At 30.7% G+C, this 25,845-nt stretch carries 25 protein-coding genes and 1 pseudogene; 12 read left to right on the forward strand and 14 right to left on the reverse strand.

The genetic code is table 11. The annotated features are described in order from the left end of the window. The first annotated feature begins 71 nt into the window (after window positions 1-71). Window positions 72-1,580 (forward strand): hypothetical protein, encoded by a 1,509-nt coding sequence (locus tag L0U77_RS03835; protein ID WP_233883492.1) that lies wholly within the window; start codon window positions 72-74, stop codon window positions 1,578-1,580. A gap of 122 nt (window positions 1,581-1,702) precedes the next feature. On the opposite strand, the gene gap is transcribed toward L0U77_RS03835, so the two are convergent. Together gap and pfkA are read right to left on the reverse strand one after the other, a co-directional pair. Beyond that, complete coding sequence (gene gap, locus L0U77_RS03840) at window positions 1,703-2,695, reverse strand: type I glyceraldehyde-3-phosphate dehydrogenase (RefSeq protein ID WP_233897429.1); 993 nt, start codon at window positions 2,693-2,695, stop codon at window positions 1,703-1,705. Between the two features lie 77 nt (window positions 2,696-2,772). Then, complete coding sequence (gene pfkA, locus L0U77_RS03845; RefSeq protein ID WP_233900826.1) at window positions 2,773-3,756, reverse strand: 6-phosphofructokinase; 984 nt, start codon at window positions 3,754-3,756, stop codon at window positions 2,773-2,775. A 126-nt stretch (window positions 3,757-3,882) separates the two neighbouring features. Between pfkA and L0U77_RS03850 the strand changes: the two genes are divergently transcribed. Then, window positions 3,883-5,613, forward strand: coding sequence for a sodium:solute symporter family protein (locus tag L0U77_RS03850; RefSeq protein WP_233900772.1), 1,731 nt, complete (start codon window positions 3,883-3,885; stop codon window positions 5,611-5,613). A gap of 29 nt (window positions 5,614-5,642) precedes the next feature. Continuing rightward, a complete protein-coding gene (locus tag L0U77_RS03855) occupies window positions 5,643-6,524 on the forward strand; it encodes a mechanosensitive ion channel family protein (RefSeq protein WP_101916592.1) in 882 nt (293 codons plus the stop codon). 52 nt (window positions 6,525-6,576) lie between these two features. On the opposite strand, the gene L0U77_RS03860 is transcribed toward L0U77_RS03855, so the two are convergent. Together L0U77_RS03860 and L0U77_RS03865 are read right to left on the reverse strand one after the other, a co-directional pair. Beyond that, a complete protein-coding gene (locus tag L0U77_RS03860; RefSeq protein ID WP_101916593.1) occupies window positions 6,577-7,848 on the reverse strand; it encodes an MgtC/SapB family protein in 1,272 nt (423 codons plus the stop codon). A 115-nt stretch (window positions 7,849-7,963) separates the two neighbouring features. Next, window positions 7,964-9,334: a tetratricopeptide repeat protein gene (locus L0U77_RS03865; protein WP_233900773.1), complete on the reverse strand. Its 1,371-nt coding sequence runs from the start codon at window positions 9,332-9,334 to the stop codon at window positions 7,964-7,966. 203 nt (window positions 9,335-9,537) lie between these two features. Between L0U77_RS03865 and L0U77_RS03870 the strand changes: the two genes are divergently transcribed. Both L0U77_RS03870 and L0U77_RS03875 read left to right on the forward strand, forming a co-directional pair. After that, window positions 9,538-9,879 (forward strand): DUF2853 family protein, encoded by a 342-nt coding sequence (locus tag L0U77_RS03870; protein ID WP_101916595.1) that lies wholly within the window; start codon window positions 9,538-9,540, stop codon window positions 9,877-9,879. Between the two features lie 129 nt (window positions 9,880-10,008). Then, the gene (locus L0U77_RS03875; RefSeq protein WP_233897426.1) at window positions 10,009-11,433 is read left to right on the forward strand and encodes an L-serine ammonia-lyase; all 1,425 of its coding nucleotides are present in this window, start codon (window positions 10,009-10,011) and stop codon (window positions 11,431-11,433) included. Window positions 11,434-11,490: 57 nt separating this feature from the next. Here the strand turns inward: L0U77_RS03875 and L0U77_RS03880 are convergent, their stop codons facing one another. The 3 genes from L0U77_RS03880 to L0U77_RS03890 form a co-directional block, all read right to left on the reverse strand. Continuing rightward, on the reverse strand, window positions 11,491-12,132 hold the full coding sequence (locus L0U77_RS03880; protein WP_233897425.1) for a SanA/YdcF family protein: 642 nt from the start codon (window positions 12,130-12,132) through the stop codon (window positions 11,491-11,493). A gap of 58 nt (window positions 12,133-12,190) precedes the next feature. Further along, complete coding sequence (yaaA, locus tag L0U77_RS03885; RefSeq protein WP_101916598.1) at window positions 12,191-12,949, reverse strand: peroxide stress protein YaaA; 759 nt, start codon at window positions 12,947-12,949, stop codon at window positions 12,191-12,193. A gap of 310 nt (window positions 12,950-13,259) precedes the next feature. Then, window positions 13,260-14,036 (reverse strand): MBL fold metallo-hydrolase, encoded by a 777-nt coding sequence (locus L0U77_RS03890; protein WP_233883499.1) that lies wholly within the window; start codon window positions 14,034-14,036, stop codon window positions 13,260-13,262. 81 nt (window positions 14,037-14,117) lie between these two features. Between L0U77_RS03890 and L0U77_RS03895 the strand changes: the two genes are divergently transcribed. The 4 genes and pseudogenes from L0U77_RS03895 (at window position 14,118) to L0U77_RS03910 (ending at window position 17,364) form a co-directional block, all read left to right on the forward strand. Then, the gene (locus tag L0U77_RS03895; RefSeq protein WP_233861404.1) at window positions 14,118-15,560 is read left to right on the forward strand and encodes a TonB-dependent receptor; all 1,443 of its coding nucleotides are present in this window, start codon (window positions 14,118-14,120) and stop codon (window positions 15,558-15,560) included. A gap of 223 nt (window positions 15,561-15,783) precedes the next feature. Further along, window positions 15,784-16,332 (forward strand): annotated as a pseudogene (locus L0U77_RS03900) (RNA polymerase sigma factor). A gap of 33 nt (window positions 16,333-16,365) precedes the next feature. Next, on the forward strand, window positions 16,366-16,896 hold the full coding sequence (locus tag L0U77_RS03905) for a hypothetical protein (protein ID WP_233883505.1): 531 nt from the start codon (window positions 16,366-16,368) through the stop codon (window positions 16,894-16,896). A gap of 6 nt (window positions 16,897-16,902) precedes the next feature. Further along, window positions 16,903-17,364, forward strand: a complete 462-nt coding sequence (locus L0U77_RS03910) for a sensor of ECF-type sigma factor (protein ID WP_101916603.1) — start codon at window positions 16,903-16,905, stop codon at window positions 17,362-17,364. 70 nt (window positions 17,365-17,434) lie between these two features. On the opposite strand, the gene L0U77_RS03915 is transcribed toward L0U77_RS03910, so the two are convergent. The 4 genes from L0U77_RS03915 to kdsB all read right to left on the reverse strand — a co-directional run bounded on the left by L0U77_RS03915 (window position 17,435) and on the right by kdsB (window position 19,547). Continuing rightward, window positions 17,435-17,638 (reverse strand): hypothetical protein, encoded by a 204-nt coding sequence (locus tag L0U77_RS03915; protein ID WP_101916604.1) that lies wholly within the window; start codon window positions 17,636-17,638, stop codon window positions 17,435-17,437. 138 nt (window positions 17,639-17,776) lie between these two features. Beyond that, window positions 17,777-18,043 carry a hypothetical protein gene (locus L0U77_RS03920; protein ID WP_101916605.1) on the reverse strand — a complete coding sequence of 89 codons (267 nt, stop codon included), beginning with the start codon at window positions 18,041-18,043 and terminating at the stop codon, window positions 17,777-17,779. Between the two features lie 90 nt (window positions 18,044-18,133). Then, complete coding sequence (locus tag L0U77_RS03925; protein ID WP_101916606.1) at window positions 18,134-18,820, reverse strand: HAD family hydrolase; 687 nt, start codon at window positions 18,818-18,820, stop codon at window positions 18,134-18,136. Next, complete coding sequence (kdsB, locus tag L0U77_RS03930; RefSeq protein ID WP_233900774.1) at window positions 18,813-19,547, reverse strand: 3-deoxy-manno-octulosonate cytidylyltransferase; 735 nt, start codon at window positions 19,545-19,547, stop codon at window positions 18,813-18,815. Before kdsB ends, L0U77_RS03925 begins: the two co-directional genes overlap by 8 nt. 495 nt (window positions 19,548-20,042) lie before the next feature. Here kdsB and L0U77_RS03935 point away from each other — a divergent pair, with 495 nt between their 5' ends. Then, the gene (locus L0U77_RS03935) at window positions 20,043-20,390 is read left to right on the forward strand and encodes a hypothetical protein (RefSeq protein WP_233900775.1); all 348 of its coding nucleotides are present in this window, start codon (window positions 20,043-20,045) and stop codon (window positions 20,388-20,390) included. A gap of 90 nt (window positions 20,391-20,480) precedes the next feature. On the opposite strand, the gene L0U77_RS03940 is transcribed toward L0U77_RS03935, so the two are convergent. Genes L0U77_RS03940 through idi form a run of 3 tightly spaced genes read right to left on the reverse strand, consistent with a single transcriptional unit; the run spans window position 20,481 to window position 22,413 of the window. Continuing rightward, the gene (locus L0U77_RS03940) at window positions 20,481-21,452 is read right to left on the reverse strand and encodes a type I phosphomannose isomerase catalytic subunit (RefSeq protein ID WP_193699763.1); all 972 of its coding nucleotides are present in this window, start codon (window positions 21,450-21,452) and stop codon (window positions 20,481-20,483) included. 3 nt (window positions 21,453-21,455) lie between these two features. Continuing rightward, the gene (locus tag L0U77_RS03945) at window positions 21,456-21,869 is read right to left on the reverse strand and encodes a 6-pyruvoyl trahydropterin synthase family protein (protein ID WP_101916610.1); all 414 of its coding nucleotides are present in this window, start codon (window positions 21,867-21,869) and stop codon (window positions 21,456-21,458) included. A 13-nt stretch (window positions 21,870-21,882) separates the two neighbouring features. Further along, a complete protein-coding gene (idi, locus tag L0U77_RS03950; protein WP_233861402.1) occupies window positions 21,883-22,413 on the reverse strand; it encodes an isopentenyl-diphosphate Delta-isomerase in 531 nt (176 codons plus the stop codon). 139 nt (window positions 22,414-22,552) lie between these two features. On the opposite strand from idi, the gene L0U77_RS03955 reads away from it, so the two are divergent. Together L0U77_RS03955 and L0U77_RS03960 are read left to right on the forward strand one after the other, a co-directional pair. Continuing rightward, complete coding sequence (locus L0U77_RS03955) at window positions 22,553-24,142, forward strand: peptide chain release factor 3 (protein WP_233861401.1); 1,590 nt, start codon at window positions 22,553-22,555, stop codon at window positions 24,140-24,142. Window positions 24,143-24,174: 32 nt separating this feature from the next. Then, a complete protein-coding gene (locus tag L0U77_RS03960; RefSeq protein WP_233861400.1) occupies window positions 24,175-25,806 on the forward strand; it encodes a hypothetical protein in 1,632 nt (543 codons plus the stop codon). The last annotated feature ends 39 nt before the right edge of the window (window positions 25,807-25,845 follow it).

Genomic DNA, 25,845 nt, shown 5'->3' on the forward strand with positions numbered 1-25,845 from the left:
ATTTTGGAAATATTATTGTTTAATTATTTATATTGCTGTTTTTATTCTGAATATTTTTATTGTAAATATGTATGAAAAATACGTTTCTTTTTTTAGTGTTAATTTCAATAATTACGATTAGTTTATCTTGTCGAAAAGATTTTAATACGGTGGCTAATTTTGGAAAATTGGAATTTTCTAGCGATACTATTTTTTTAGACACGATTTTTTCAAAAATTGGCTCGGCAACCTACAATTTAAAAGTGTATAATCGGAGTAATAAAGCCATTACAATTCCTGAAATAAAGTTAGAAAATGGAAATACGTCTAAATATCGACTAAATGTTGATGGAGAATCAGGTAAAAACTTTAGTAATATTGATATTTTAGCCAAAGATAGTCTGTTTATTTTTGTAGAAACGACAGTAGATGTTAGCACAGTTATCAATCCATTATACACCGATAAAATTTTATTTGATAACGGAAATCAGCAACAAAATGTAAATTTAGTAACCTTAATACAAGATGCTCATTTATTGTTTCCGCCTAAAAAAAATACCGCTATAATTCCTGCGGTACGAAACATTACTTTTGATAATGAAAACATCAAAATACAGGCACGTTTTTTAACGGATTCGGAGTTAAATTTCACCGCTGAAAAACCCTATGTTATTTATGGATATATGGCTGTTCCAGCGGGAAAAACATTACATATTGACGCAGGTTCAAACATTTATTTTCATAAAAATTCTGGGTTACTTATTGGTGATAACGCAAGTTTAAAAATCAACGGAACACTCGATAAAAAAGTCACTTTTCAAGGCGATAGATTAGCACATATGTATAATGAAATCCCTGGACAATGGGGCTGTATTTGGCTTGGTGCTGGAAGTTTGAAAAATGAGATTCATCACGCAATTATAAAAAATGGAAGCATTGGTCTTTTAGTCGATGCCGTTGCGAATGAAAATCCTGCATTACAGCTTGAAAATACCGAAATTTATAATCATTCTAATTATGGAATTTTAGCCAGAAACACGCATCTTAAAGCAGCAAATTTAGTTATTGGTAATGCTGGAAAATCTTCATTAGCTTGTATTGCTGGCGGAAATTATAGCTTTACACATAGTACATTTGCCAATTATTGGAATAATAGTTTACGTCAAAACCCGACGGTTTTAATTAGCAATTATCAAGAAGTCATTCAAAAAAACCAGCAAGAAAATCAGGAAAAAAAAACAGATTTATATAATTTATATTCGGCTAATTTTGTCAATTGTATTATCGAAGGAAATGGCAGTCGTGAATTTATTACCGATAAAAAAGGAGACTATATTTTTAAATATGCCGTTGAAAATTCAATGCTTCGATTCTATAATTTTGATACTTCTGTAAATTCATCAAGCAATTATAAAAATATTATTTTAAACGGCACGCCTGATTTTAAAGCAATGTATTCAAATAATTTCAGTATCGGAGAATATTCTGATGCCATTCATAAAGCTAAAAAAACAGCGATTTCTAAGGATATTTTAGGCGTTTCAAGAAATACAACTCCTGATATTGGTGCGTATCAACATATCATATTTGATGAAAAATAAACTTATGTATTAAAAAGTTAAAAAGCCTGTTTCATGTAAATTTATACAAACTTCATGAAAACAGGCTTTTTTAAAATACTATTTTTAGATACTTATTTTTAACTTTATAAAAAATTTAAATTTTATAAAGAAGCGGAATATTCTAATAAATCAACAATTTTAGTGGCGTATCCGAATTCATTATCATACCAAGAAATGATTTTAAAAAATTGTTCATTCAGTTCCATACTTGCCGATGCGTCAATTACTGATATTCTCGGTTCTGACACAAAATCTTGAGAAACTACAGCATCTTCGGTATATCCGATAATTCCTTTAAATTCATTTTCTGATGCTTTTTTGAAAGTTTCCATAATTTCTTTTAGCGACGTTTTTTGAGCAGTTTTAAACGTCAAATCGATTAGAGAAACATCTGCTACAGGAACTCGAATTGCCATTGCGGTTAATTTTCCTTTCATCTCTGGAATTACTTTTACCAACGCACTTCCTGCGCCTGTGGATGTTGGAATAATATTATTTATTGCCGAACGTCCTCTTCGCCATTTTTTATTAAAACCATCAACGGCATTTTGTGTAGCAGTTGCGGCGTGAACCGTGGTCATAATTCCTTCGGTTAAACCATAGGTATCATTAATGATTTTAACTACGGGCGCTAAACAGTTTGTAGTACAAGAAGCGTTTGAAAATACAAGCTCATCGGCTTTTAAATTCTGATGATTTACGCCCATTACGTACATATTTGCATCTTTAGAAGGTGCTGAAATAATTACTTTTTTTGCACCTCCTTTTATATGTAAACTTGCTTTATCTTTATCGGTAAATAAACCTGTTGCTTCCAAAATATAGTCTGCTCCTACTTCATCCCATTTTAAATTCTCAGGATTTTTATCCCCAGTAATTCTGATAACTTGTTCATTTACGACTAGATTTCCATCTTTTACGCTTACTTCGCCCTCAAAACGACCGTGTACAGAATCATATTTTAACAAATAAGCCAAATACTCGACATCTAACAAATCATTAATGGCAACAACTTGCACATTTTTTCTTTTCATCGCAGTTCGGAATGCTAACCTCCCTATTCTACCAAATCCGTTAATTCCTACTTTTATCATTATTTAACTATTTAATATCTATTTTTTTTATCTTTTGTCTTAAATTTTTTGCTTAAATTTTCAATTTAGATTTCTTATTATGTCGTCATAATATCAGAAACTCTTAAAAGTTCCATATTGATGGTATTATGTCCTTTTATTGCTTTTTCTAAATTGGTGGTCGCTACTTTATTATTTTGCAATCCGACCATAAAATTCGTTTTTCCATCGAGTAATAATTCTACGGCTTTTACGCCTAACCTGCTGGCTAAAACTCGATCAAAACAACTTGGCGAACCGCCTCTTTGCATGTGTCCTAAAACCGATACACGCACTTCATATTCGGGCATATTTTGCTCGACATAATTGGCTAATTCAAACACATTTTTACCTGTTTTATCTCCTTCGGATACCACAACAATACTAGAAGATTTTCCTGTTCTTCGGCTTTTCTTTAAGGATTCGAGCATTCGTTCTAATCCTAAATTTTCTTCAGGAATTAAAATTTCTTCTGCTCCTGCTCCAACACCTGCATTTAAGGCGATAAACCCTGCATCTCTTCCCATAACTTCGACAAAAAACAAGCGATTATGTGAAGAAGCGGTATCTCTAATTTTATCAATTGCTTCCACGGCGGTATTTAAGGCGGTATCATAACCGATGGTATGACTTGTTCCAAAAATATCATTATCAATTGTTCCAGGGATTCCGATAATTGGAAAATTAAATTCTTTACCAAAAAGAACCGCTCCTGTAAAAGAGCCATCACCACCGATAACAATTAGGGCATCGACCTTGTTTTCTAATAATTTCTGATGCGCTTTTTTGCGTCCTTCTTTGGTTCTAAAATCATTGGAACGAGCTGTTTTTAGAATTGTTCCTCCTTTATTGATAATATTATTGACACTTCTAGCGGTAAAAGGCACTAAATCTCCTTCTATCAAACCTTGATATCCTCTATAAATTCCCATACATTCTGCACGATAATATGCACAGGTTCTTACAACTGACCTAATTGCAGCATTCATTCCTGGAGCATCTCCTCCAGAGGTCATCACGGCTATTTTTTTTATTTTTCCCATAAAGCTAGTTTCAAATTTACTCATTTTTGCGGATTTTTGATGATTTTTAGTAATTTTATTGAAATTTAACGTATCATATTATTTAACTACATTTAGCCCTTTCAAAAATGATTTTAAAAACATACAATGACATTAACCACGCTTGATTACACAATTATTATCGGATTTTTCATTATTTCATTACTGATAGGTATTTGGGCATCAAAATCCGCAGGAAAAAGCAGTGCTGATTTCTTTTTATCAGGAAGAAATATGCCTTGGTGGTTGTTGGGAGTTTCGATGGTTGCTACGACTTTCGCCGCCGATACACCTGGGTTAGTTACCGAATTAGTTCGTAAAAATGGTGTTTCAGGAAATTGGGTTTGGTGGGCAATGTTGCTCACAGGAATGTTGACCGTATTTTTTTATGCGAAATTATGGCGAAAATCAGGAATTACTACCGATTTAGAATTTTATGAATTGCGCTATTCGGGTAAAATGGCAGGGTTTTTAAGAGGATTTCGAGCCATTTATTTAGGCGTAATTTTTAATATAATCACCATGGCAGGAGTTTGTTTGGCGGGTGCAAAAATCGCCAATATTTTATTGGGAATTTCACAAGCAGAAATGTTACTTTATTCGTCTATTATTGTGGTTGTTTATTCCTCTTTAGGCGGATTAAAAGGCGTTTTACTTACCGATTTTGTACAATTTATACTTGCGATGATTGGTTCAGTTTGGGCAACAGTTTATATTGTAAATATGCCTGAAATAAACGGTTTATCGAATTTATTAAGCCACCCGAATGTCAGTGGAAAATTAAATATGTTGCCTGATTTTTCAAATACAGAATCATTAATTACCTTGTTTATCATTCCGTTTGCGGTGCAATGGTGGAGTACTTGGTATCCAGGCGCAGAGCCTGGTGGCGGTGGATATATCGCTCAAAGAATGCTCGCCGCTAAAGATGAAAAAAATGCAACGTGGGCAACTTTATTTTTCAATTTCGCACACTATGCCTTGCGTCCTTGGCCGTGGATTATTGTCGGATTAGCTTCATTAATAATTTTCCCAAGTTTAGAAAGTATGAATCAGGCATTTCCTAATTTATCCGAAGAAATGCAAGGACACGATGTAGGTTATGCCGCTATGATGACCTATTTACCCGCAGGTTTATTAGGAATTGTTTTAACGTCTTTAATTGCCGCTTTTATGAGTACGATTTCTACCCAATTAAATTGGGGAAGTTCCTATGTTGTCAATGATTTTTACAGCCGTTTTATCAATAAAAACGCATCCGAAAAACAAAAAGTAGTCGTTGGTCGAATTTCCACCGTCGTTTTAATGATCTGTGCCGCTTTATTTTCATTTTATTTGCAATCGGCAAAAGATGTGTTCGATTTATTATTGCAAATCGGCGCGGGAACTGGTTTGTTATTTATTTTAAGATGGTTTTGGAGCAGAATTAATCCGTATAGCGAAATTGCAGCAATGGTAATTTCATTCGTAATTGCAGGTTTCTTTTTTATCAATAGAAAATTAGAAAATCCATTTTTTGAAATCGCAGGATATTGGGAATTAATTATTGGCGTTGTAATCACCACTTTTGGATGGATTTTAACCACACTTTTAACAAAACCAACCGATGCAAAAACCATCAAAAAATTTGAAGATTTAATCTTTGAAGGCGAAGATAAATTCAAAAACATTGGCGTAAAAATTGTCGGTTTTATTACAGGAACAATCGGTGTTTATAGTTTCTTATTTGCCACAGGAAATTGGATTTATGGCAAAACAATTCTAGCATCTGTATTAACAATAATAACCTTACTTTGTGTTTTTATATTACTGAAAATTTGGAAACGTATTTCGTCATAAAAACATCAAAAAAACTTAACTAAAAATAAATGAAACCAGATTTAAAGAAAATTTTCTCAGACTATTTTACCGAAATAGCAACCCTACTTCCTAACGTTATAACCGCAATTATCATTTTAATAATTGCTGTTTTTATCGCTAGAATAACCACTAAAATCATCGAAAAAACAACCGAAGAAAAATGGAAAGACAAACTATTAGCTAACTTTTTTTCTCAAGGAATAAAATGGGCTATTTATTTATTTGGAATCCTATCCGCCTTTAGCGTAATGGGATTTGCCAATATTGCAAGCACCATTTTCGCAGGAGCTGGTGTAGGGGCTATTATTTTTGGTTTTGCCTTTAAAGATATTGGCGAAAATTTTATTTCAGGAATCATTTTAGCCGTAAAACCGCCTTTTGATATTGGAGATATTATTGAAGTTCAAGGAAATAAAGGAACTGTTAAACAACTCAATTTGCGAATGACACACTTACGTAATTCTGATGGAAAAGATATTTATGTTCCTAATTCTTATCTGCTAAAAAATGCGCTAGTTAATTATACAAAAGATGGACTTTTAAGAGTTAATTTCAGCATCGGTATTGCTCCTGAATGCGATATCGAAACCACTAGAAAACTTATTTTAAACTATTTAACAAATCAAAAAGATGTTTTAAAAACACCCGAATTTAAAGTTACCGTGCAAGAATTAGCCGAATATACAACCAATATTCAAGTGCATTTTTGGATTGATTTATTAAAAAATAAAGAACTTGCAGAACATTATCTTGGAAATACCATCCGAGGAAAAATATTAACAGAAATAAAAGAAATTTTAGACCAAAATAATATCGAAATGCCTTCGCAAGTAATTGAACATAAAATGTATCAAAAAAATACCATTCAAGTTACAAAGACAAACATCTAAAAAATAAGCAATTTACCTATTAAAAGCTGTGCCTTCTGAACAAAGCACAGCTTTACAAATTATTGATTATAATATTGAAAATCCCTATTAAAATAACACTTCCAAAGGCATAACCAACGTATTTTCCTGCGGATGTTGCTCCTTTGAAATACGTAATTCCTAATTTCACCAACATATTACTCAATGTTGCCACAATTATTACTGAAGATGCCAATGATAATTTATCATTATTTAATGAAAATTTTGCCATACTAATTGTAATTGCATCGGTATCAGCTAATCCTGCAATAAATGCCGAATAATACAATCCTGCTTCCCCGAAGAATTGATTACTGTAAAAAACAGCAAAAAGAATCAGCAAATAAATAACACCAAACCCAAGGGCATTTAAAAAATTTAAAGGATTCCCCAATTTAATATTCGTATTCGGATGATGATTATCTTTTCGAATTAAAATAAAAGTTGCCACCACACACACCAACGTTAAAAGCGTAAAAGGAATGACAATATGTTTAAAAATCTGATGATTAAAAAGATACGAAACAAAGGCTAACCTTGGAAACATAATCGCTGAAGCAATGATAATACCAGCACTATATTTTTTTGATAATTCAGGTGTTTCTTTACTTCTTGATGCATAATTCCAAGCAACAGCAGTACTCGAGATAAGTCCGCCGAGAATTGCCGTTATAATAATTCCTTTTTTAGATCCTACAAATTTTACCAGAAAATAACCAATAAAATTTATAAACGATACAATAACAACAATCGCTCCTATTTCAAAAAGATTGATTAAATTATTTGGTCCAAAATTTTTATTCGGTAAAAAAGGAAGTATCAATAATGCCATTATTGAAAACTTAATAAAAGCAAAAAGTTCTTCGGAAGTAATATTGCTAATAACAGCTCTAAACTTAGTTTTTAAAGACAATAATGTAACGATAATCACCGCAGTAGAAACGGCTTCTCGATACAAGGTTACCGAAACCATTACACCTAAAATACAGGTTGCCATTAATGCTAAATTAGTGGTAAGTCCTTGCCCATATTCTTCTTTTTCTGGTGAAAAATGATACAAAGCTAAGAATAAAATAAAACATCCCAAGCTAATAATCACCAACCACGGCGAAAATTCAGAGGCTAAACTTCCTAACGAAAAACCAATAATACTAACAATCGGAAAGGTTCGAATTCCTGCAAAACCTTTTTCTTGAATTCTATCAAATTCTCTTTCCAATCCGATGATAAGTCCTAAACCTGTGGCAATTAAAATACCAAGCATATAAGGACCTAAAAACTCTATAAAACCGTACGATGTTTCCATATTTGAAGTAAAAATCAGCATAAAAAAATGCCTAAATTAAAGTTTCCAAATATAGAAATCATTTTATAAAAAACAGTGAAAAGAAGTATCCTAAAATAGCCAAAAGCCTTGAAATTTATTTCAAGGCTTTTTTATAACATGCTATAATTTCTTGTACTTTTTCACTTTGGTAAACCGTTGGATATAAAAAACTTATAAGCTGACGCGCTTCATAATCAATAGCTAACGCATTTTTTAAATGTGTTAAACCATAGGCTTGCTTATCTAAAATCATAAATAAACCACACAAACGATACTCGATTTCAGCAAAATTAGTATATGTTTTTTTGGCTTTAATAAGTATTTTTAATGCCTGATCAAACTCACCTAAAAATAATAAAACATCTGCTAAATCGGTATAAAGCACCATTTCATCATCCCCCAATTCGATACAAGTATAAAATGCCGTTACTGCTTCTTCATAAAAATTTAATTTCAAATTTATGCTTGCACATTTCTTCCAATAAGAAACATTTTCTGCGTCAATTTCGATGGCTTTTTTTACGTAATACAATGCTTTTTGAAAATCTTCTGCATCAAAATAAACGTTTGTTAACAATATCCACGCTTTATCAAATGAAGCATCTTCTTTTACCGCTTTCTTATAAAAATTAATCGCCGTCATAGGATTGTTTAATTGTTGATAACAACCTCCTATTTTCATGTATATAAACGCCGTAGGATCATCTAATTCTAAGGCTATCTTATAATTTTTAACGGCTTCTTCGTACCTGTTTAAATCTTCTAAAGTTTGTGCTTTTTCTAAATATCCACCAATAAATTCTTGATCGATTAATACCGAATAATCAAAAGATCTTAAGGCTTCTTTATGCATTCCAATTTCAGAATATTGTCTTCCTAATTGATGCCAAGCCACTTCACAATACGGGTTTTTATTGATATAGTTATTCAGAAATTGTATGGCTTCAATGTGGCTTTCCTCCATGTCGAAACAATACACGATATTATATAATGATGAAAAATCTTCGTAATCAACTTCTAAACATTTTTCAAAATTTAAACGGGCATTTTCATAATCATCTAAATATAAAAATTCCATTCCTAACATCGACCAAATATCAGCAGGATCTTCCACGAATTTTAACGAATCATGCAATACCACAATAGCTTGTTCATGCTTTTCTTCTTTGGATAAAATCAATGCTTTTTGAATAAAAACCTCATCATTATAAGGAACTAATGCTTCAATATCTTTTAGCATTTTAGATGCCTGTACTAACTCATCTTCAAGCACTAAAATTTCAACTTTCATTAATTTTAATTGAATAGAAGATGGATGCTGTTCCAAACCTAATACAACCGCTTTTTTAGCCAAAGAATACTTCGAGATGGTTAAATAATGTTCAATAATAGTTTCAAACTCAACGGCATCAAAAAAATAGACATCGTTGGTTTTTAACATAGATTCAAATTTTGATATCGACATAAAATCTTTATTTGATTATAGTTAAATATACTATATTAGAATCAATAATCAACAATTATTTAGTTTATTTTTTAAATTTTTATAAACAAGAATCGATAACAAATCAATAAGAAATCAAGTAATTTCTTTAAAAGAAAACAAAATATTCGTTATATTTGGAAGGATGTTTTTAAACAACATTAATTATAACTAAAAAAAAAATCATGAGTAAATTTGACGAAAAAGTAGAATTGTACAAGAAATTTATGGATGATAGAAATCTTCCCGTAAATCTTGAGTTATTAACCGCTGTAACCAAAGGCTTAGGACCTTCGATTTACAAAAAAGATGCAGAAACAGTATCTGGTAGCGATCCTAAAGAATTATTAACAGTTAAAAATAATTTTTTAATCAAGAAATTAGGTTTAGCTGATTCACCAGCATTAGACAAAGCAATTGATGAAGTGATGGAAGAAATAGGACGTTCAGAACGAAGTAAATATCGTGCCGTAGTTTACTATTTATTAGCAAAGAAATTCAACAAAGAAGACGTGTACGGATTATAAACCTCACTACAAATCTTACATTTTTTATAAAAAGTGATTAACTTTTATAAAAAATCATAAATAAAAGTCTTGTATTAATTTTAATACAAGACTTTTTCTATTTTAGCCACCAACAAATAAATTAAATTTATGTCGCAGTTTATTAGTGTTTTTGATATGCTTAAAATTGGCGTAGGTCCTTCTAGCTCACACACTTTAGGTCCTTGGAGAGGCGCGCAACAATGGATTGAAAAATTAAAAGAAACTGATATTTTTGATGTTATTGATGGCATCAAAATAGATTTATACGGTTCTTTATCGCTTACAGGAATAGGACACGCTACCGATTTGGCCGTTTTATTAGGGTTAAGCGGTACCGATCCAGAATACATTCCTGTAGAGGATATTGAAACTATCATCAATAAAATAAAAGAAACCAATAAATTACACTTTAATGCAGAAAAAAATATTAATTTTTCTGTTGAAAATGTTGTTTTTAATAAAGATTTTTTACCCTTTCATTCCAACGGATTTATTTTTAGAGGTTTTTGTAAAGGAAAAGAAATTTCTACAGAAACCTATTATTCTATCGGAGGTGGTTTTGTGATTCAGGAAGAATTAGAAATTCCTTTAGAAACAGAAATAAACAAGAAAAATTTTCCGTATCCAATAAATAGAGCTACCGAATTGGAGTATTATTGCGAAAAAGAAGACAAAACTATTTCTGAGATTGTATATCAAAATGAACTGGTTTTAAAAACTGCTTCAGAGATTGATTTCGAGTTAAAACGTGTGTGGGATACCATGCTTGAATGTATGTATATCGGTTGTCATACGGGCGGTATTTTACCTGGCGGATTAAACGTAAAACGTAGAGCTTTTGGTACGCATCAAAAATTAATAAAAGACGCTACTTACACCAACGAACAAGAATGGATTACTGCTATTAGAAGCACGGAAGTCAAATTTCGTGAAATCTTGAAATGGGTAAGCTGTTTGGCATTATCGGTAAACGAAGTAAATGCGGCATTAGGAAGAGTTGTAACCGCTCCAACTAATGGAAGTGCGGGAGTAATTCCTGCGGTTTTAATGTATTATTTAGTGATTGAAAATCATGATGCCGATTTTGAACACATAAAAAAATTCTTATTAGTTGCGGGAGAAATCGGAAGTATTTTCAAGAAAAATGCGACTATTTCAGCAGCAATGGGCGGTTGTCAGGCAGAAATAGGCGTTTCATCAGCAATGGCGGCGGCGGCACTTACCGAACTTTTAGGCGGAACTCCTGCACAATGTTTAGTGGCAGCGGAAATCGCCATGGAACATCACTTAGGATTAACCTGCGATCCTATTGGCGGTTTGGTGCAAATCCCGTGTATTGAACGTAATGCAATGGGCGCAATTAAGGCAATTAATGCCGCTGAATTAGCTTTAGAAACGAATCCAAAAGAATCGTTAGTTCCGTTGGATAAAGTAATCGATACCATGTGGCAAACCGCAAAAGATATGCATCGAAACTATAAAGAAACATCCGAAGGAGGTTTAGCAATTACTGTCGGTTTAGCGGATTGTTAAAATAATAATTGAAATAAATTAAATCATTATCATCTAATTACTTAATAATGATTTAATTTATTTAATCGTTATTTTTTTTCCTAAAAATTTCGGTTGCACATTACATAAAATATCAACAAAAACTTTTACTCGGGCTAAATATTCTCTTAATCGAACTTTTAGCCCATATTTTCCAGAAACATCTTTAGCATTAAATCCGATTGCTTTTACTCCAAAATGATTAGCTAAATAAAGAGCTCTTTCATTATGAAATTTTTGAGAAATAATAGTAATATCGGTTTGCCCAAAGACCTCTTTTACTCTTACTACAGAATCTAAAGTTCGAAAACCTGCGTAATCTAAAAAGATTTTATCCTCAGGAATCCCCGCTTTTATCAAATCATTTTTAAAAGTAGTTGGTTCGTCATATGTTTTGGAACTGTTATCGCCACTTATCACGATAAACGTTATTTTTTGTGCTTTATATAATGATACTACTGCCCTAATCCGAAAGGTATAATATAGATTTACACGTCCATTTGTTAAATATTTTCCCGTCCCTAAAACAAGCCCAACCTTACGCTTTGGAATTTCTTTTGTACTTGTATAAGTATTATTTTTCGCATTATTTTCTACTAAAAAATTACAGACAAAAATGAGACCGAGTATAAAAACCGTTAATAAAGCGATTATTTTGAGTATTTTAACGAGATTATACATTATTAAAATAAATTAATTTTTAAGGTTTTTTAAATTTCTGATATAAGAAACAAGATATTTATCTTGTAAAATACAACTCCGTTTCTGTGGACATTTCTTCTGAAAAAGCATAGTTATCAACATTAAAAGCTTTTAATTCATTGATTGTTTTCACATCATTTTCGATGATATAACGCACCATTAAACCGCGTGCTTTTTTAGCAAAAGTCATGATAGTTTTATATTCACCATTTTTAAAATCTTTAAAAACAGGCGTTATCATCGGAACTTTTAATAGTTTTTTTGGTAAGGCTTTAAAATATTCTAAACTCGCTAAATTGACTAATAACTCTCCCTCTTCTAATTCATCATTTAACGAATTGACTAAGCTATCATTCCAAAATTTATATAAGTTTTCGGTTTCGCCGACTTTCAATTTCGTTCCCATTTCCAAACGATATGGCTGTATTAAATCCAACGGTTTTAACAAACCGTACAATCCTGATAAAATTCGAAGATTGTTTTGTAAGGTTGGTATTTTTTCTTCGGATAAAGAATTTACATCAATCCCTTTAAAAACGGCTCCTGTAAAAGAATAAATTGCCTGTTTTGCATTTTCTAAATTGAAAGGCGGTTGCCAATCTTGGTTTCTTTGATAATTTAAGATTGCTAAAGCATCCGAAATTTTCATTAAATCGCTTAATTTCTGTGAAGAAAGTGTTTTTAATTGCTGATTTAATTTTGTTGATTGTTCTAAAAAACGTGGTTGCGAATATAATTTTGTAGAAGCTTTTGTTTCAAAATCTAAGGACTTTGCTGGCGATATAATTATTTTCATTCAAAAAAGTTTTTTAAGTAGTTTCTGATCTAATTTTGATGTAAAAATAAGACGCTATTTTAAAAGATAAAATTAATTATGATACTTTAAATCAATATGAATATTAGAAAAATAAATATTAGATCCTGTTTAAATTTCATCTGAAAAAAATATATAACAGAAAAATAAAGAATCGAATCCGTCAAACTGAATTTATTTCAGTTTCACATCCTGATTTGCCGTAATTCTCCTGTTGATGCGATGCTGAAATAAATTCAGCATGACGAGAATTTAGTTTTAATTTAATTTTTAAAAAGACTCTAAATAAATATTAAATTTTTAAACCATCATAGGCTAAAAAAACATTTTCTGGTAATTCTTTTTCAACCTCTTCATGCAAACCTAACAATTCGCTAATATGTGTTAAATACGCTTTTTTAGGTTTTATTTCGTCAATAAAAGCCAGCGATTCTTCCAAATTAAAATGTGTTGCATGCACTTCTTTTCGCAAGGATGTAACAATTAACACCTCTAAATTTGTTAACTTTTTTTTCTCTTCTTCTGAAATCGTTTTAATATCCGTAAGATACGCTATATTATTAAATCGATAACCCAAAATAGGCAATCGCCCGTGCATTAATTCTATTGGCGTTACTTTTACGGCATCTAAATAAAAACTATTATGATGCGAAATAACAGTACTGAAAACCGCTGGCGCACTTGGATATCTATTTTCGGTAGTAAAAATATAGTCGTATCTTTTCTTCAAAACGCCTAAAACTCGCTTACTCGTATAGATAGGAACTTCGCCCATTTGGAAACAATACGGACGTATTTCATCTAATCCTGCAATATGATCGGCGTGTTCGTGTGTGAATAAAATACCGTTTATTGAAGTTACTTTTTCACGCATCATTTGTTGGCGAAAATCAGGACCGCAATCTATTACATAATTAATGTTATCCCAAGAAATAACGATGGAAGAACGTAAACGTTTATCTCGAAAATCGTTAGACAATGCCACAGGATGTGTGCTGTTAATCATCGGAACACCCGTAGAAGTTCCTGTACCTAAAAAGGTTACTTTTAATTGTATATTTTTCTTCATTGTTAACACAAAAATAAGACAAAAATTACCTGATAACTGCTATTTTAAGTACATTTGTTGCAATCACATAAAATTAGAAAAATGGCCATCACACTAAAAGGAGATAAGAAAATAAGTACCGTACCGACAACCAATAGTAAAGCGTTAAAAATCAACTTAAATGCCCATATTTATGGAACGTTCGCAGAAATTGGTGCGGGACAAGAAACTGTTCGTAATTTTTTTAGAGCTGGTGGAGCTTCAGGGACTATCGCTAAAGCAATGAGTGCCTATGATAAAGATTTTTCAGATGCTATTTATGGTATTGAAAATGACAATCGTTATGTAACCGAAAAACGATTGAAAAAAATGCTAAAACATGAAATGGATTTAATTGAAGACCGTCTTGACCGTCAAAAACATCCTGATAAATTGTTTTTTAGCTATGCAAATACCGTTGCAACAATCAATTTTTCTAAAAAATTTAAAGGACACGGATGGGTTGGTATTCGTTTTCAATTAGATCCTCTGGAAGATTATAATGAAATAATTTTACACCTACGTTTTAAAGAAACAGATGCACGTCAGCAACAAGAAACCTTAGGCGTTTTAGGCGTTAATTTAATTTATGGTGCGTATTATTTAAATGATAATCCAAAGGAATTATTAAAATCTTTTTACGATAATATTGATAGCGATCGCTTAGAAATTGATATGATTAATTTCTCGGGACCTCGTTTTACCTATGTTGATAATCGTTTAATGAGTTTACAATTAGTTAAAAACGGAATGACAAATGCCGTAATGTTCGGTCCTGATGGAAATAACTTATTGCCCGCTCAAGTTTTATATAAAAAGAATATTTTAGCCTTACGTGGAAGTTATCGTCCTGTAACCAAAGTAAATATGGATATGTTTGAACGTGCTAAAAAATTATTTTTAGCCGAAAAGAAAGTAAATCCTGATAAAACACAAATTATCTTCGAAATTACCCTTAGTAATCTTCGCTCAGAAGGTGAAATTAATGAACGAGACTTTTTAGATAGAGCCGAATTACTCTGCGCCTTAGGACAAAATGTAATGATTACCAATTATCAAGAATACTTTAGATTGGTTGATTATTTTGGTGAATTTACCAAAGAACGAATGGGATTAGCAATGGGCGTTCAAAATCTTGTTCAAATTTTTGATGAAAAATATTATCGAAACCTTAGTGGTGGAATTTTAGAGGCTTCTGGTAAACTTTTTTATAGAGATTTAAAAGTATATATGTATCCGTATAAAGATGAAGAAACAGGCGATTTTATCAATAGTGAAAACCTAAAAGTTCATCCGAGAATGAAAGAATTATATAAGTTTTTCAAAAATAACGGAAGGCTTGTCGATATTAAAAATATTGATCAAAATAGTTTACATATCTTTTCTCGAAGAGTCTTAAAAATGATTAAAAATAACGAAGAAGGTTGGGAAAAAATGCTTCCTGAAGGAGTTTCGAAAACCATTAAAGAGAAACGTTTATTTGGATGCTCTAGAAAACGAATTTAATAAATTAAAATGGTATCGAGAATTTGAATTATTTTTTGTTGATAAATTTTGATTGATTTTAATTGATTTTGAAGCTTAAAAAGTTCTCGATACTATTTTTTTGAAGGAAAAAAGCACTCAAACTGACAGTTTAATTAATAAATTATACTCGCTATTTTAAACCTTTTACTTTTTTTAAAGTCTAAGCACTACATTTAAACATGATAAATTTAGTGGTCAATTAATGCCAATTAACGAGCAAAAACTTATAGCCGAGTTACAAAACCCCAAAACTAAAGAACTGGCTTTTAAACAATTAATATCACTCTATAAAGAGCGATTGTATTGGCATATTCGAAAAATTGTAATTTCGCACACCGATACCGATGATGTTTTACAAAATACTTTTATCAAGATTTTTAAAAATATTGACGGCTTTAAAAAACAAAGTAAACTCTATTCTTGGATGTACAGAATAGCTACCAATGAAGCTATTACTTTTATCAATAAAAGAGCTTCACAAAAAAATGTAGCTATTGCCGAATATCAACAACAATTAGTTTCTTCTTTAGATAGCGATACTTGATTTACAGGCAATGAAATTGAGCAAATCCTACAAAAAGCAATTGCAACTCTGCCCGAAAAACAACAATTAGTTTTTAATATGAAATATTTTGACACCTTAAAATATCATGAAATTTCAGAAATTTTAGGAACTTCTGTAGGTGCTTTAAAAGCGTCCTATCATATTGCGGTAAAAAAAATTGAGCAATTTATTAAAAACAACCATTAAACCTTTTACAGATATTAAAGTCTTAGCATTGAGATGGATAAAGAATTAAAACATACCTTGGATTTTAAAAATCAAAAGATAAGTAATAAAGCAGGTTTTTCTATTCCTGAAAATTATTTTCAGACAATTGATGCGACTATTTTAAATAAAATAAATCAGAAAAAAGTTACAGAAATTAAAAAAGTTAAAAATAATAAAGATGAAATAGAAGAAAATAATAAGGTAGAAAAAAATAAAGATAATAAGATTATTTATTTATCTCAAAATTTATATAAAAAAACACCCTCATTTATTACACTAATTGCAGCAGCATCAGTAGTAGTATTTATTGGATTTTACTATCTAAATACTACAAAAGCCCATTATTCTTTAGACGATATCACTCCCGCAGATATTAGTTTTTGGTATGAAAACGGATACGGTACGACCAATAATAATGAATTAGCTATAATGTTAGAAAGCTCAACAATTGATGAACGTGATATTTTATCTTCTATAAATGATGAAAATTTAGAAGATTACTTAAATATGAGTAATGACGCTACTTTTTTAAATGAAAATTAATAAAAAATGAAAAAAAACATTCTTTTAGTTTTTCTGATATTCTTCGGATTTTTTTCAGGAAAAGCACAATCAAAAAAGGGGAATTATGAAAAAATTCGTACGTATAAAATCGCCTATTTAACCGAAAAATTAAATTTAACAGACGCCGAAACCAAAAAATTTTGGCCAATTTATCATCAATATGACCAAAAAATGAGATTGCTTCGTAAAGAAAAACGTTTTATTTTCAAGAAAAAACTATTAAATACAGGGCAAATTGATGAAATTTCAGAAAAAGAATCCAAAGAAATTTTAGAAAAAATACAACGTATCAATAAACAAGAATACGAGATGAGGACATTGTTTTATCATCAAATTTCAAAAGTAATATCATTTAAAAAGATTTTGCGTTTACAAGTTTCTGAACATAATTTCAATCGAAAATTAATGAGAAAACTTAAAAATAAAAATCATAAAAAAAGAAGCTAAAACAGCTTCTTTTTTTTTATAATCTTATATACTTATAGGTTACGTATTCTGTAAGTAATCTATAATTGTTTTATAGTTGTTTTTTAACTAACGCTAAACTAACATATAAATTCGGTTTATTTGCGGTATATTCTTTTAACCAAATTGTTAATTCATTAATTTCGTAAGGTAACAAACTATTTAATGCCTTTTCTAATTCTCTACAAAATAAGCCTGTATTAAAACTTACTTTCTCTAATACAGTCTTTCTATACTCATACATTGCTCTTGCCATGTTATTAACGGGGGTTTAATTATAGTATTAATTCCAGGTAATTTACAACATTTTTTCAGGTATAAAATGTTAAATTTTTACAAAAAAAACCGATACTTATTACAAGTATCGGTTTTTAATTATTTAACATACAGTTAACTATAAGCTATTTACTTTTTCTATTAAAGCGTTTGCTTTTTGTTCTAATTCTGTACTTATTGCTTTAAAGTGTGCTTTTTTATTTTCAACTTTTTTAGCATTTATTTTTGAAATTAATTCGTCATACGTTTCAAAAACTTCTTCTACAATTGCTTCTGACTTTTCTGCATCTACCTCAGGATTTAATTGAGTAGATAATCTACAGATATCAATAATATCTCCTAAAGTATAGTCAATATCTTTTTTTAAATTTTTAATGCTTGCCATAATAATTATTATTTTTTTTGCAAAATTACTTGATTTAATCTTATTATTATTGTTATTGTCGTTATTTATTAAATTTTATGGATAACTCTTTTATAACAGTGGCAAAATATCGGTAATTTTGGAAACTGTTTTATAGCTATCATTTTTTTGTTGATTACTAACTTGTTCGTGAATCCAGGTAGTATGAAACGGCACGTGAATTGCGGAAGCGCCAATCTCCAGCAATGGTAAAACATCTGATTTCAAGGAATTTCCAATCATCAATAATTCTGATGGATGAATTTCTAAACGTTTTATCAATTTTAGATAATCGGCTATTTTTTTATCGCTCATCACTTCGGTATGATGAAAATATTGTAAGATTCCTGATTTTTCTAATTTTCGTTCTTGGTCTAATAAATCGCCTTTTGTGGCTACGATTATTTTATATTTTCCTTGTAATTCTTGAAGTATTTCTACGACTCCGTCTAACAAATCGATTGGTTCTTCGAGCATTTCTTTACCAATTTCTAAAATTCTTTCAATTATTTTTTGATTGATTTTATAGTTTGATAATTCCACGGCAGTTTCGATCATCGAGAGTACGAATCCTTTAATTCCGTATCCATAAATTGCAAGATTATCGATATGTTTTTTATAGAGTTCTTGATGAATTTTATTTTCAGTTTCGTATCCCGATAGGAGTTTTGCAAATTCTTTTTCGGCGTTTCTAAAAAAGGTTTCATTTACCCAAAGTGTATCATCGGCATCAAAAGCGATTACTTTAATTTTAGTCATTTTCGAGGATTTTTTTAGCTTTTTCTAAATCTTCGGGCGTATCAATCCCGATACTTTCCACAGAAGTTTCAATCATTTTTATTTTTTTCCCAACTTCTAAATAACGGATACATTCTATTTTTTCGGCAGCTTCAATTGGTGTCATTGGTGTTTTATAGAAATCGAGTAAGGCTTGTTTTCTAAAGGCGTATACGCCTTTGTGCTTGTAATATGTAACCTTTAATTCTTGATCTCTATGAAACGGAATAACGCTTCTCGAAAAATAAATAGCAAAATTATGGATATCGGTAATTACTTTTACATTATTCAGATTTTCAATATCTTCTAAGGTTGTCATTGCTACTTTTAGCGATGCTAAATCTATTTCTTTTTTGGTATCTTCTTCAAAGGCTTTTATCAATTTTGATAACGAAACCGTATCAATAAAAGGTTCATCTCCTTGCACGTTTACGACAATATCAACGTCTAAATTCTCGACAGCTTCGGCAATTCTATCCGAACCACATTCGTGTTCTTTGATGCTCATTATTGCCTTCCCTCCTGTTTCTTCTATGGTTTTGAAGATTAGTTCCGAATCCGTTACAACATAAACTTCATCAAATAAATGGGCATTCACGGCAGCTTGATATGTTCTTACAATTACAGGTTTTCCGCCTAAATTTTTCATTAATTTTCCAGGAAAACGAGACGCACTATAACGTGCAGGAATCATTGCAATTATTTTCATATAGTATACTTAATTTATATCATTTATTGTATCCAAAGATACATATTTAAACACGTTTTTTAATTTTACCGAATTAGGGTTTGTAAAACTTTAACAATATTATGTCCTTAGTTTTTCTTGATTATTCTTGATTTCTAAAAAAAATGACTAAATTTGGCTACATTATGAACATACTTTTATATATATATCGCATTATTTCAAACACTATCGTCACGATTGAGTGCACTATGCGTATGCGTAAAAAATATATCTATATAAAAAGTACCACTAACAATAGCTTTAAAGAACGGTTTTAAAACCGATATTTAATACAAACTACAAAAGGTGCTTTTTTATAAAAAGCACCTTTTTTTTATTTACTTTTTAAAATTAAACAACTTATGAACACTGTAAAAATCTCAAAAAAAATGAATATGCGCTTAAAAAAAACAATGTATTTCGTCCAAAATCCGTTTTATAAAAAATCTAAATTTCCACCGATAAATCCATAATATCATGAATACGTATATCATTTCTAAAAATAATTCTTCACAATTTACGGTTAGTAAAAAACAGGTTCATAAAAATAAAATCCTAAAAACGGGTATTTTATATGATAAAATCGAAACTAGCGTAAGTTCCTCTCTTATACTTCACAAAAATTTATCCAATTTAAGTTTTAAAAGCATTGAATTTGATATTATCAAAAATGCCTATTTAAATGATAATCTTATCATTAAAAATAATATTAAAAAATTGAGTGACACCGAAATTATTTTACAGATAACGGTTTCAAAAAAAGAAAAAAAACAAGAAATTATCTGTAAAGCAATCTTTGGATATCATTTACAAAAAGCGTCTTAATTTTGATGTTTAAAGTTTAAAAAACAAAAAGCTCAAAATGGGAAACTCACTTATTTTGAGCTTCTTTTACACTTATTTTTAAAGTATTTTTTATTTGATAAAAACTTCTAAAAGTTTGGCATTTTCGGTGATAACGGTTACATTTTTAATACAGGCTGGCACTAAAATAGTTTCTCCTAAGCGTAATTTTTCATGTTGATTTCGATATACAAAAACCACTGTTCCTTCAACGCACATATAAATTACGAAACTATCTTTATCATGATTATTGATGATAAAATCTTGTGTTAAATGCAAATAATTTGTGGTAAAATATTTACAATCGACAATCGTTGATGGATTATTTTTACGTTTTAAATATTCGGCTTTATAGTTTGATTTTGCAGAATAATCAATCGCATCTAATGCCAAATTCAGGTGTAAATCTCTTAATTTTCCGTTGGAATCTTTTCTTCCCCAATCAGAAATTCGATAGGTAACATCGGAAGTTTCTTGTATTTCGGCTAATAAAACACCTTTTCCAATAGCGTGTACACGTCCTGATGGCACTAAAAAAGTATCGCCTTTTTTTACATAATCTACATTAAGCAATGCTAATTCATCGTTAGATTTAACAGTTTTTAAAAACGATTTTTTATCAGTTTCTTCTGAAAAACCAATAATTATTTTTGCTTTTTTATCGGCATCAACAATATACCACATTTCGGTTTTCCCTAGAGAATTGTGTCTTCTTTGTGCCAGAATATCGTTGGGATGTACTTGTAAACTCAAGGTTTTTTTGGCATCAATAAATTTAATTAACAATGGAAATTTATCTTGAAAAATTAAATACACTTTTTCGCCAACAATTTGTTCTTTAAATTCTTGAATAAGTCCTTTTAAAGCGCGTCCTTTTAAATCGCCATTATTAACGATTGAAATATCTTCTTGTACGTCTGAAATTTCCCAACTCTCACCAACATCTTTTTTGGTTGCTTTTTTATGGAGTACTGTTTTTAGTTTTTGTCCGCCCCAAATTTTAGATTTTAAAATAGGTTCAAACCGTAATAATTGATGTATCATAAATTAAGCACCACTATAAGTTACATAATTTCTGCGTGTTTCGTAGAGCGTAATTGATAACGCTAATTTTTCTGGAATACAAACTCGTAATTTATTAAAAATAACGACAGATATATTTTCAGCTGTTGGGTTTAAATTTTGAAAATCTGGAACATCAATATTTAAATTTTTATGATCGAAAGAATTTTCTATTTCTGATTTAATTACGTTTTTTAATTTTCCTAAATCGTACACAAAACCAGTTTCAGGATCTATTTCTCCTGTTAAAGAAACAATTAAATCATAATTATGCCCGTGATAATTTGGATTGCTACATTTTCCGAAGATTTCAAAATTTTTCTCTGCAGACCATTTTTCATTAAATAATCGATGCGCCGCATTAAAATGGGCTTTTCTATGTACAGTTACTTTAGGCATTTTTATATTTTTTTTAGATATTTATAAGAGAATTATTTAAAACCTCGTAAGATTCATCAAATATAATTTTAAACCAAGCGGTGTATATTTCAGGATTTTCTTGCATATCTTTTTTAACGGCTTCTAAAGTCATCCATTTATGGCTTTCAACCTCTTCTTTATTGATTGTTGGTTGGTCATTAAAAGTCCCGACCATTACGTGATCTAATTCATGTTCTGTTAATCCGTTATCAAAAGGTGCTTTGTAGATAAAAGAAAATATATCTTTTAATTCACAAACAAAGCCCATTTCTTCTTGAAGCCTACGTTTTCCAGCACCTATATTTGTTTCTCCAACACGTTGATGCGAGCAACAGGTATTGGTCCATAATAACGGTGAATGATATTTCGTTTTGGCACGTTGTTGCAACATTAATTCTTTTTTATCATTAAAAACAAAAACGGAAAATGCTCTATGTAACAGGGCTTTTTCATGTGCTTCTATTTTTTCCATAAATCCGATAGGATTATCTTGTATATCGACTAAAATTACCTGTTCTTTCATGTATAAAATTTATGCAAAGCAAACATACAAAATTGGAATCAATTCGACAATGAAACTGTAAAAGCTTGCAAACAGTAAAGCAGTAAAGCTTTGAAAAATTACGCATTAAACCGTATCTTTGCACCCTTAAATTTGATACATGAGCTTTTTAAAAGAAATACAAAAACGACGTACATTCGGAATTATATCGCATCCAGATGCTGGTAAAACTACTTTAACCGAAAAGTTATTATTATTTGGAGGAGCAATTCAGGAAGCTGGTGCGGTAAAAAACAACAAAATAAAAAAGGGAGCTACTTCCGATTTTATGGAAATTGAACGTCAAAGAGGTATTTCGGTAGCGACCTCTGTATTGGCTTTTATTTATAAAGACAAAAAAATAAATATTTTAGATACCCCTGGGCATAAAGATTTTGCAGAAGATACTTTTCGAACATTAACCGCCGTGGATAGTGTAATTGTGGTTATTGATGTTGCAAAAGGTGTCGAGCCTCAAACTGAAAAATTAGTAGAAGTTTGTCGAATGCGTAAAATTCCGATGTTAGTTTTTATCAATAAATTGGATAGAGAAGGAAAAGATGCCTTCGATTTATTAGATGAAGTGGAGCAAAAATTAGGATTGCGAGTAACTCCGATGAGTTTCCCAATTGGAATGGGCTACGATTTTAAAGGAATTTATAATATCTGGGAAAAGAAATTAAATATTTTTTCTGGTGATAATAAAACAAAAATTTCAGAAGGTGTTCAATTTGATGATTTATCAAACCCAAAATTAGATGAAATTATTGGGGAAGCAGCTGCCGAAACATTGCGTGAAGAAGCAGAATTAGTTTCAGAAGTATATCCTGAATTTAATCAACAAGAATATTTAGCGGGTGATTTACAACCCGTTTTCTTTGGTTCGGCTTTAAATAATTTTGGTGTAAAAGAATTATTAGATGCTTTTATCCAGATTGCGCCTGAACCACAACCTAAAAAAGCAGAAGAACGTTTAGTTGATTCTAAAGAAGAAAAATTAACAGGTTTTGTATTTAAGATTCACGCAAATATGGATCCTAAACACAGAGATAGACTTGCTTTTATCAAAATTGTATCAGGAACTTTTAAAAGAAATTCGCCTTATTTACATGTTCGTAATGGTAAGAAAATGAAATTTTCAAGCCCAAATGCCTTTTTCGCTGAAAAGAAACAAATTGTTGATGAATCTTTTCCTGGTGATATTGTTGGTGTTCATGATACAGGAAACTTCAAAATTGGTGATACCTTAACCGAAGGCGAACAGTTAAATTTCAAAGGAATTCCAAGTTTTTCTCCAGAACATTTCCGTTATGTAAATAATGCCGATCCGATGAAATCGAAACAATTATACAAAGGTGTAGACCAATTAATGGACGAAGGTGTAGCGCAATTATTTACCATGGAAATGAATGGTCGTAAAATTGTAGGAACTGTTGGAGCATTACAATATGAAGTAATTCAATATCGATTAGAACACGAATATGGTGCGAAATGTACCTATGAAAATATTTCAGTACACAAAGCATGTTGGGTGGAACCTGAAGATGAAAAAAGTGAAGAATTTAAAGAATTTAAACGTGTTAAACAACGTTATTTAGCCAAAGATAAACAAGGGAAATTAGTGTTTTTAGCCGATTCATCATTTACGATGCAAATGACACAAAGTAAATATCCAACCGTAAAACTACATTTTACAAGTGAATTTGAATAGTTAATAATTGATATTTAATATTTTTTAGAAAAATGGAAACAAAAAAACAATGTATCATTATAAGAAATAAAGCAATCTTTTTAGATGGATTACTTCACTACATTCGTAATGATGTATTTCTGATTTTTCTTTTTTCTTTTTTCTCTTTTATAACTTTCAGTCAAGAAAATTCATCTAATTTAAAAGGAACAGCATTACACAATAAAGTTCGTTTGAATTTTATTCCTGTAAAAATGCCTACGGATAAATTTCCAAATTTAAAACCAACTATGGGATTGGCTGGTTTACACTATCAAATACCGATTAATAATTGGTTGTATGGTGGCGCTGGATTTCATTTTGCCGTAACTGGCGACCAAGGAGGTTTATTTACGTTAGGTGCGGAATTAGGCGTAAATAAACAACTTTATAAAAATTTATATGTCGATGCAAACCTTCATTTTGGTGGCGGTGGCGGATACCGAAATTTAGTAAATGATGGTGGCTTTATCAATCCAAATATTGGTTTACAATATAAAAAAGATAACTATTCTTTTGGTGTTCAATACAGTCATTTGAATTTTTTATCAGGAGAAATAAAAAGTAATTCGATATCTCTATTTGTTGAAATTCCAAGCGTTTTACGTTTTACTGATTATAATAAAGCACATCAAAATTTTACAGCAAAAAATATTTCTTCGGATAATTTCTGGAGTAAACCTGTTGTAAAAAATGTACAACAAGTTCGTTTTGATTTTTTCAAACCTTTTGGAAATTCAAAAAAAGACAACGGAGAAACTTTAAACGAAACATTATATGTATTAGGTTTTGAATATCAAAAATATGTAAGTGAAAATACTTTTTTATTCGCGCATACCGATGCCATATATAAAGGATTACGTGCCGGTTTTATGGACTTATTTTTTGGTGCAGGATATCATCCGTATCAATCAAAATACATTAATCTTTTTACAAAATTAGGCGTTGGTGCAGCTGGCGGACGTGTTGCTCCTGAAGGTGGTTTGATGGTCTATCCATCCGCAGGAATTGATTTGAAATTAGCTAATAATCTCGCATTGAGCGGACACGCTGGTTATTATCGTGCCATTGCTGGCGATTTAGAAGCATATACTGTTGGTTTTGGATTGAAATATTACGGATTAAACGGAGGAACAAAATCTCAAAATAAGCATCAGAAAAAATATACCAATTTTTATACGCAAGGTTTACGCATTGAAATTCAGAATCAAACGTATTTCGATGTTGCCAAAACCGATGATATTTATAATGCCAAAGAAATTGATTTACAGCTTATCGGTTTAAAAGTAAATTATGACCTTAATAAATGGCTATACATTGCAGGAGAAGCTAGTTTTGCCTACGATGGTCGTTCGGGCGGATATGCTCACGGGCTGGTTGGTGCAGGAATATATTCACCCCGATTTTTAAACAATAAAGCACGTGGCTTTGCCGAAATAATGGCAGGCGCTGGCGGTGGTGCTGGTGTCGATACCGATGAAGGAATTATTCTGCGTCCAATACTTGGATTTAGCTATGATATTCATAAAAATATTTCAATTATTGCTTCAACAGGAAAATATAATTCGCCTTTCGGAAAGGTAAATGCCACAAATATTAACATAGGTTTAAGCTTAAACCTTTCAACTTTATCAGTAAAAAACTAATTTTGCTTTTTCTTTAGATTTTATTTAAATATTTTTTTA

It is taken from the genome of Tenacibaculum piscium (assembly GCF_021390715.1).
GTDB lineage: Bacteria > Bacteroidota > Bacteroidia > Flavobacteriales > Flavobacteriaceae > Polaribacter > Polaribacter piscius.

Excerpts from the sequence above, each read along its gene's own strand:
- L0U77_RS03835 (WP_233883492.1), top strand. The coding sequence starts at position 72 with ATGAAAAATACGTTTCTTTTTTTAGTGTTAATTTCAATAATTACGATT.
- gap (WP_233897429.1), bottom strand. The coding sequence starts at position 2,695 with ATGATAAAAGTAGGAATTAACGGATTTGGTAGAATAGGGAGGTTAGCA.
- pfkA (WP_233900826.1), bottom strand. The coding sequence starts at position 3,756 with ATGGGAAAAATAAAAAAAATAGCCGTGATGACCTCTGGAGGAGATGCT.
- L0U77_RS03850 (WP_233900772.1), top strand. The coding sequence starts at position 3,883 with ATGACATTAACCACGCTTGATTACACAATTATTATCGGATTTTTCATT.
- L0U77_RS03855 (WP_101916592.1), top strand. The coding sequence starts at position 5,643 with ATGAAACCAGATTTAAAGAAAATTTTCTCAGACTATTTTACCGAAATA.
- L0U77_RS03860 (WP_101916593.1), bottom strand. The coding sequence starts at position 7,848 with ATGGAAACATCGTACGGTTTTATAGAGTTTTTAGGTCCTTATATGCTT.
- L0U77_RS03865 (WP_233900773.1), bottom strand. The coding sequence starts at position 9,334 with ATGTCGATATCAAAATTTGAATCTATGTTAAAAACCAACGATGTCTAT.
- L0U77_RS03870 (WP_101916595.1), top strand. The coding sequence starts at position 9,538 with ATGAGTAAATTTGACGAAAAAGTAGAATTGTACAAGAAATTTATGGAT.
- L0U77_RS03875 (WP_233897426.1), top strand. The coding sequence starts at position 10,009 with ATGTCGCAGTTTATTAGTGTTTTTGATATGCTTAAAATTGGCGTAGGT.
- L0U77_RS03880 (WP_233897425.1), bottom strand. The coding sequence starts at position 12,132 with ATGTATAATCTCGTTAAAATACTCAAAATAATCGCTTTATTAACGGTT.
- yaaA (WP_101916598.1), bottom strand. The coding sequence starts at position 12,949 with ATGAAAATAATTATATCGCCAGCAAAGTCCTTAGATTTTGAAACAAAA.
- L0U77_RS03890 (WP_233883499.1), bottom strand. The coding sequence starts at position 14,036 with ATGAAGAAAAATATACAATTAAAAGTAACCTTTTTAGGTACAGGAACT.
- L0U77_RS03895 (WP_233861404.1), top strand. The coding sequence starts at position 14,118 with ATGGCCATCACACTAAAAGGAGATAAGAAAATAAGTACCGTACCGACA.
- L0U77_RS03905 (WP_233883505.1), top strand. The coding sequence starts at position 16,366 with ATGGATAAAGAATTAAAACATACCTTGGATTTTAAAAATCAAAAGATA.
- L0U77_RS03910 (WP_101916603.1), top strand. The coding sequence starts at position 16,903 with ATGAAAAAAAACATTCTTTTAGTTTTTCTGATATTCTTCGGATTTTTT.
- L0U77_RS03915 (WP_101916604.1), bottom strand. The coding sequence starts at position 17,638 with ATGGCAAGAGCAATGTATGAGTATAGAAAGACTGTATTAGAGAAAGTA.
- L0U77_RS03920 (WP_101916605.1), bottom strand. The coding sequence starts at position 18,043 with ATGGCAAGCATTAAAAATTTAAAAAAAGATATTGACTATACTTTAGGA.
- L0U77_RS03925 (WP_101916606.1), bottom strand. The coding sequence starts at position 18,820 with ATGACTAAAATTAAAGTAATCGCTTTTGATGCCGATGATACACTTTGG.
- kdsB (WP_233900774.1), bottom strand. The coding sequence starts at position 19,547 with ATGAAAATAATTGCAATGATTCCTGCACGTTATAGTGCGTCTCGTTTT.
- L0U77_RS03935 (WP_233900775.1), top strand. The coding sequence starts at position 20,043 with ATGAATACGTATATCATTTCTAAAAATAATTCTTCACAATTTACGGTT.
- L0U77_RS03940 (WP_193699763.1), bottom strand. The coding sequence starts at position 21,452 with ATGATACATCAATTATTACGGTTTGAACCTATTTTAAAATCTAAAATT.
- L0U77_RS03945 (WP_101916610.1), bottom strand. The coding sequence starts at position 21,869 with ATGCCTAAAGTAACTGTACATAGAAAAGCCCATTTTAATGCGGCGCAT.
- idi (WP_233861402.1), bottom strand. The coding sequence starts at position 22,413 with ATGAAAGAACAGGTAATTTTAGTCGATATACAAGATAATCCTATCGGA.
- L0U77_RS03955 (WP_233861401.1), top strand. The coding sequence starts at position 22,553 with ATGAGCTTTTTAAAAGAAATACAAAAACGACGTACATTCGGAATTATA.
- L0U77_RS03960 (WP_233861400.1), top strand. The coding sequence starts at position 24,175 with ATGGAAACAAAAAAACAATGTATCATTATAAGAAATAAAGCAATCTTT.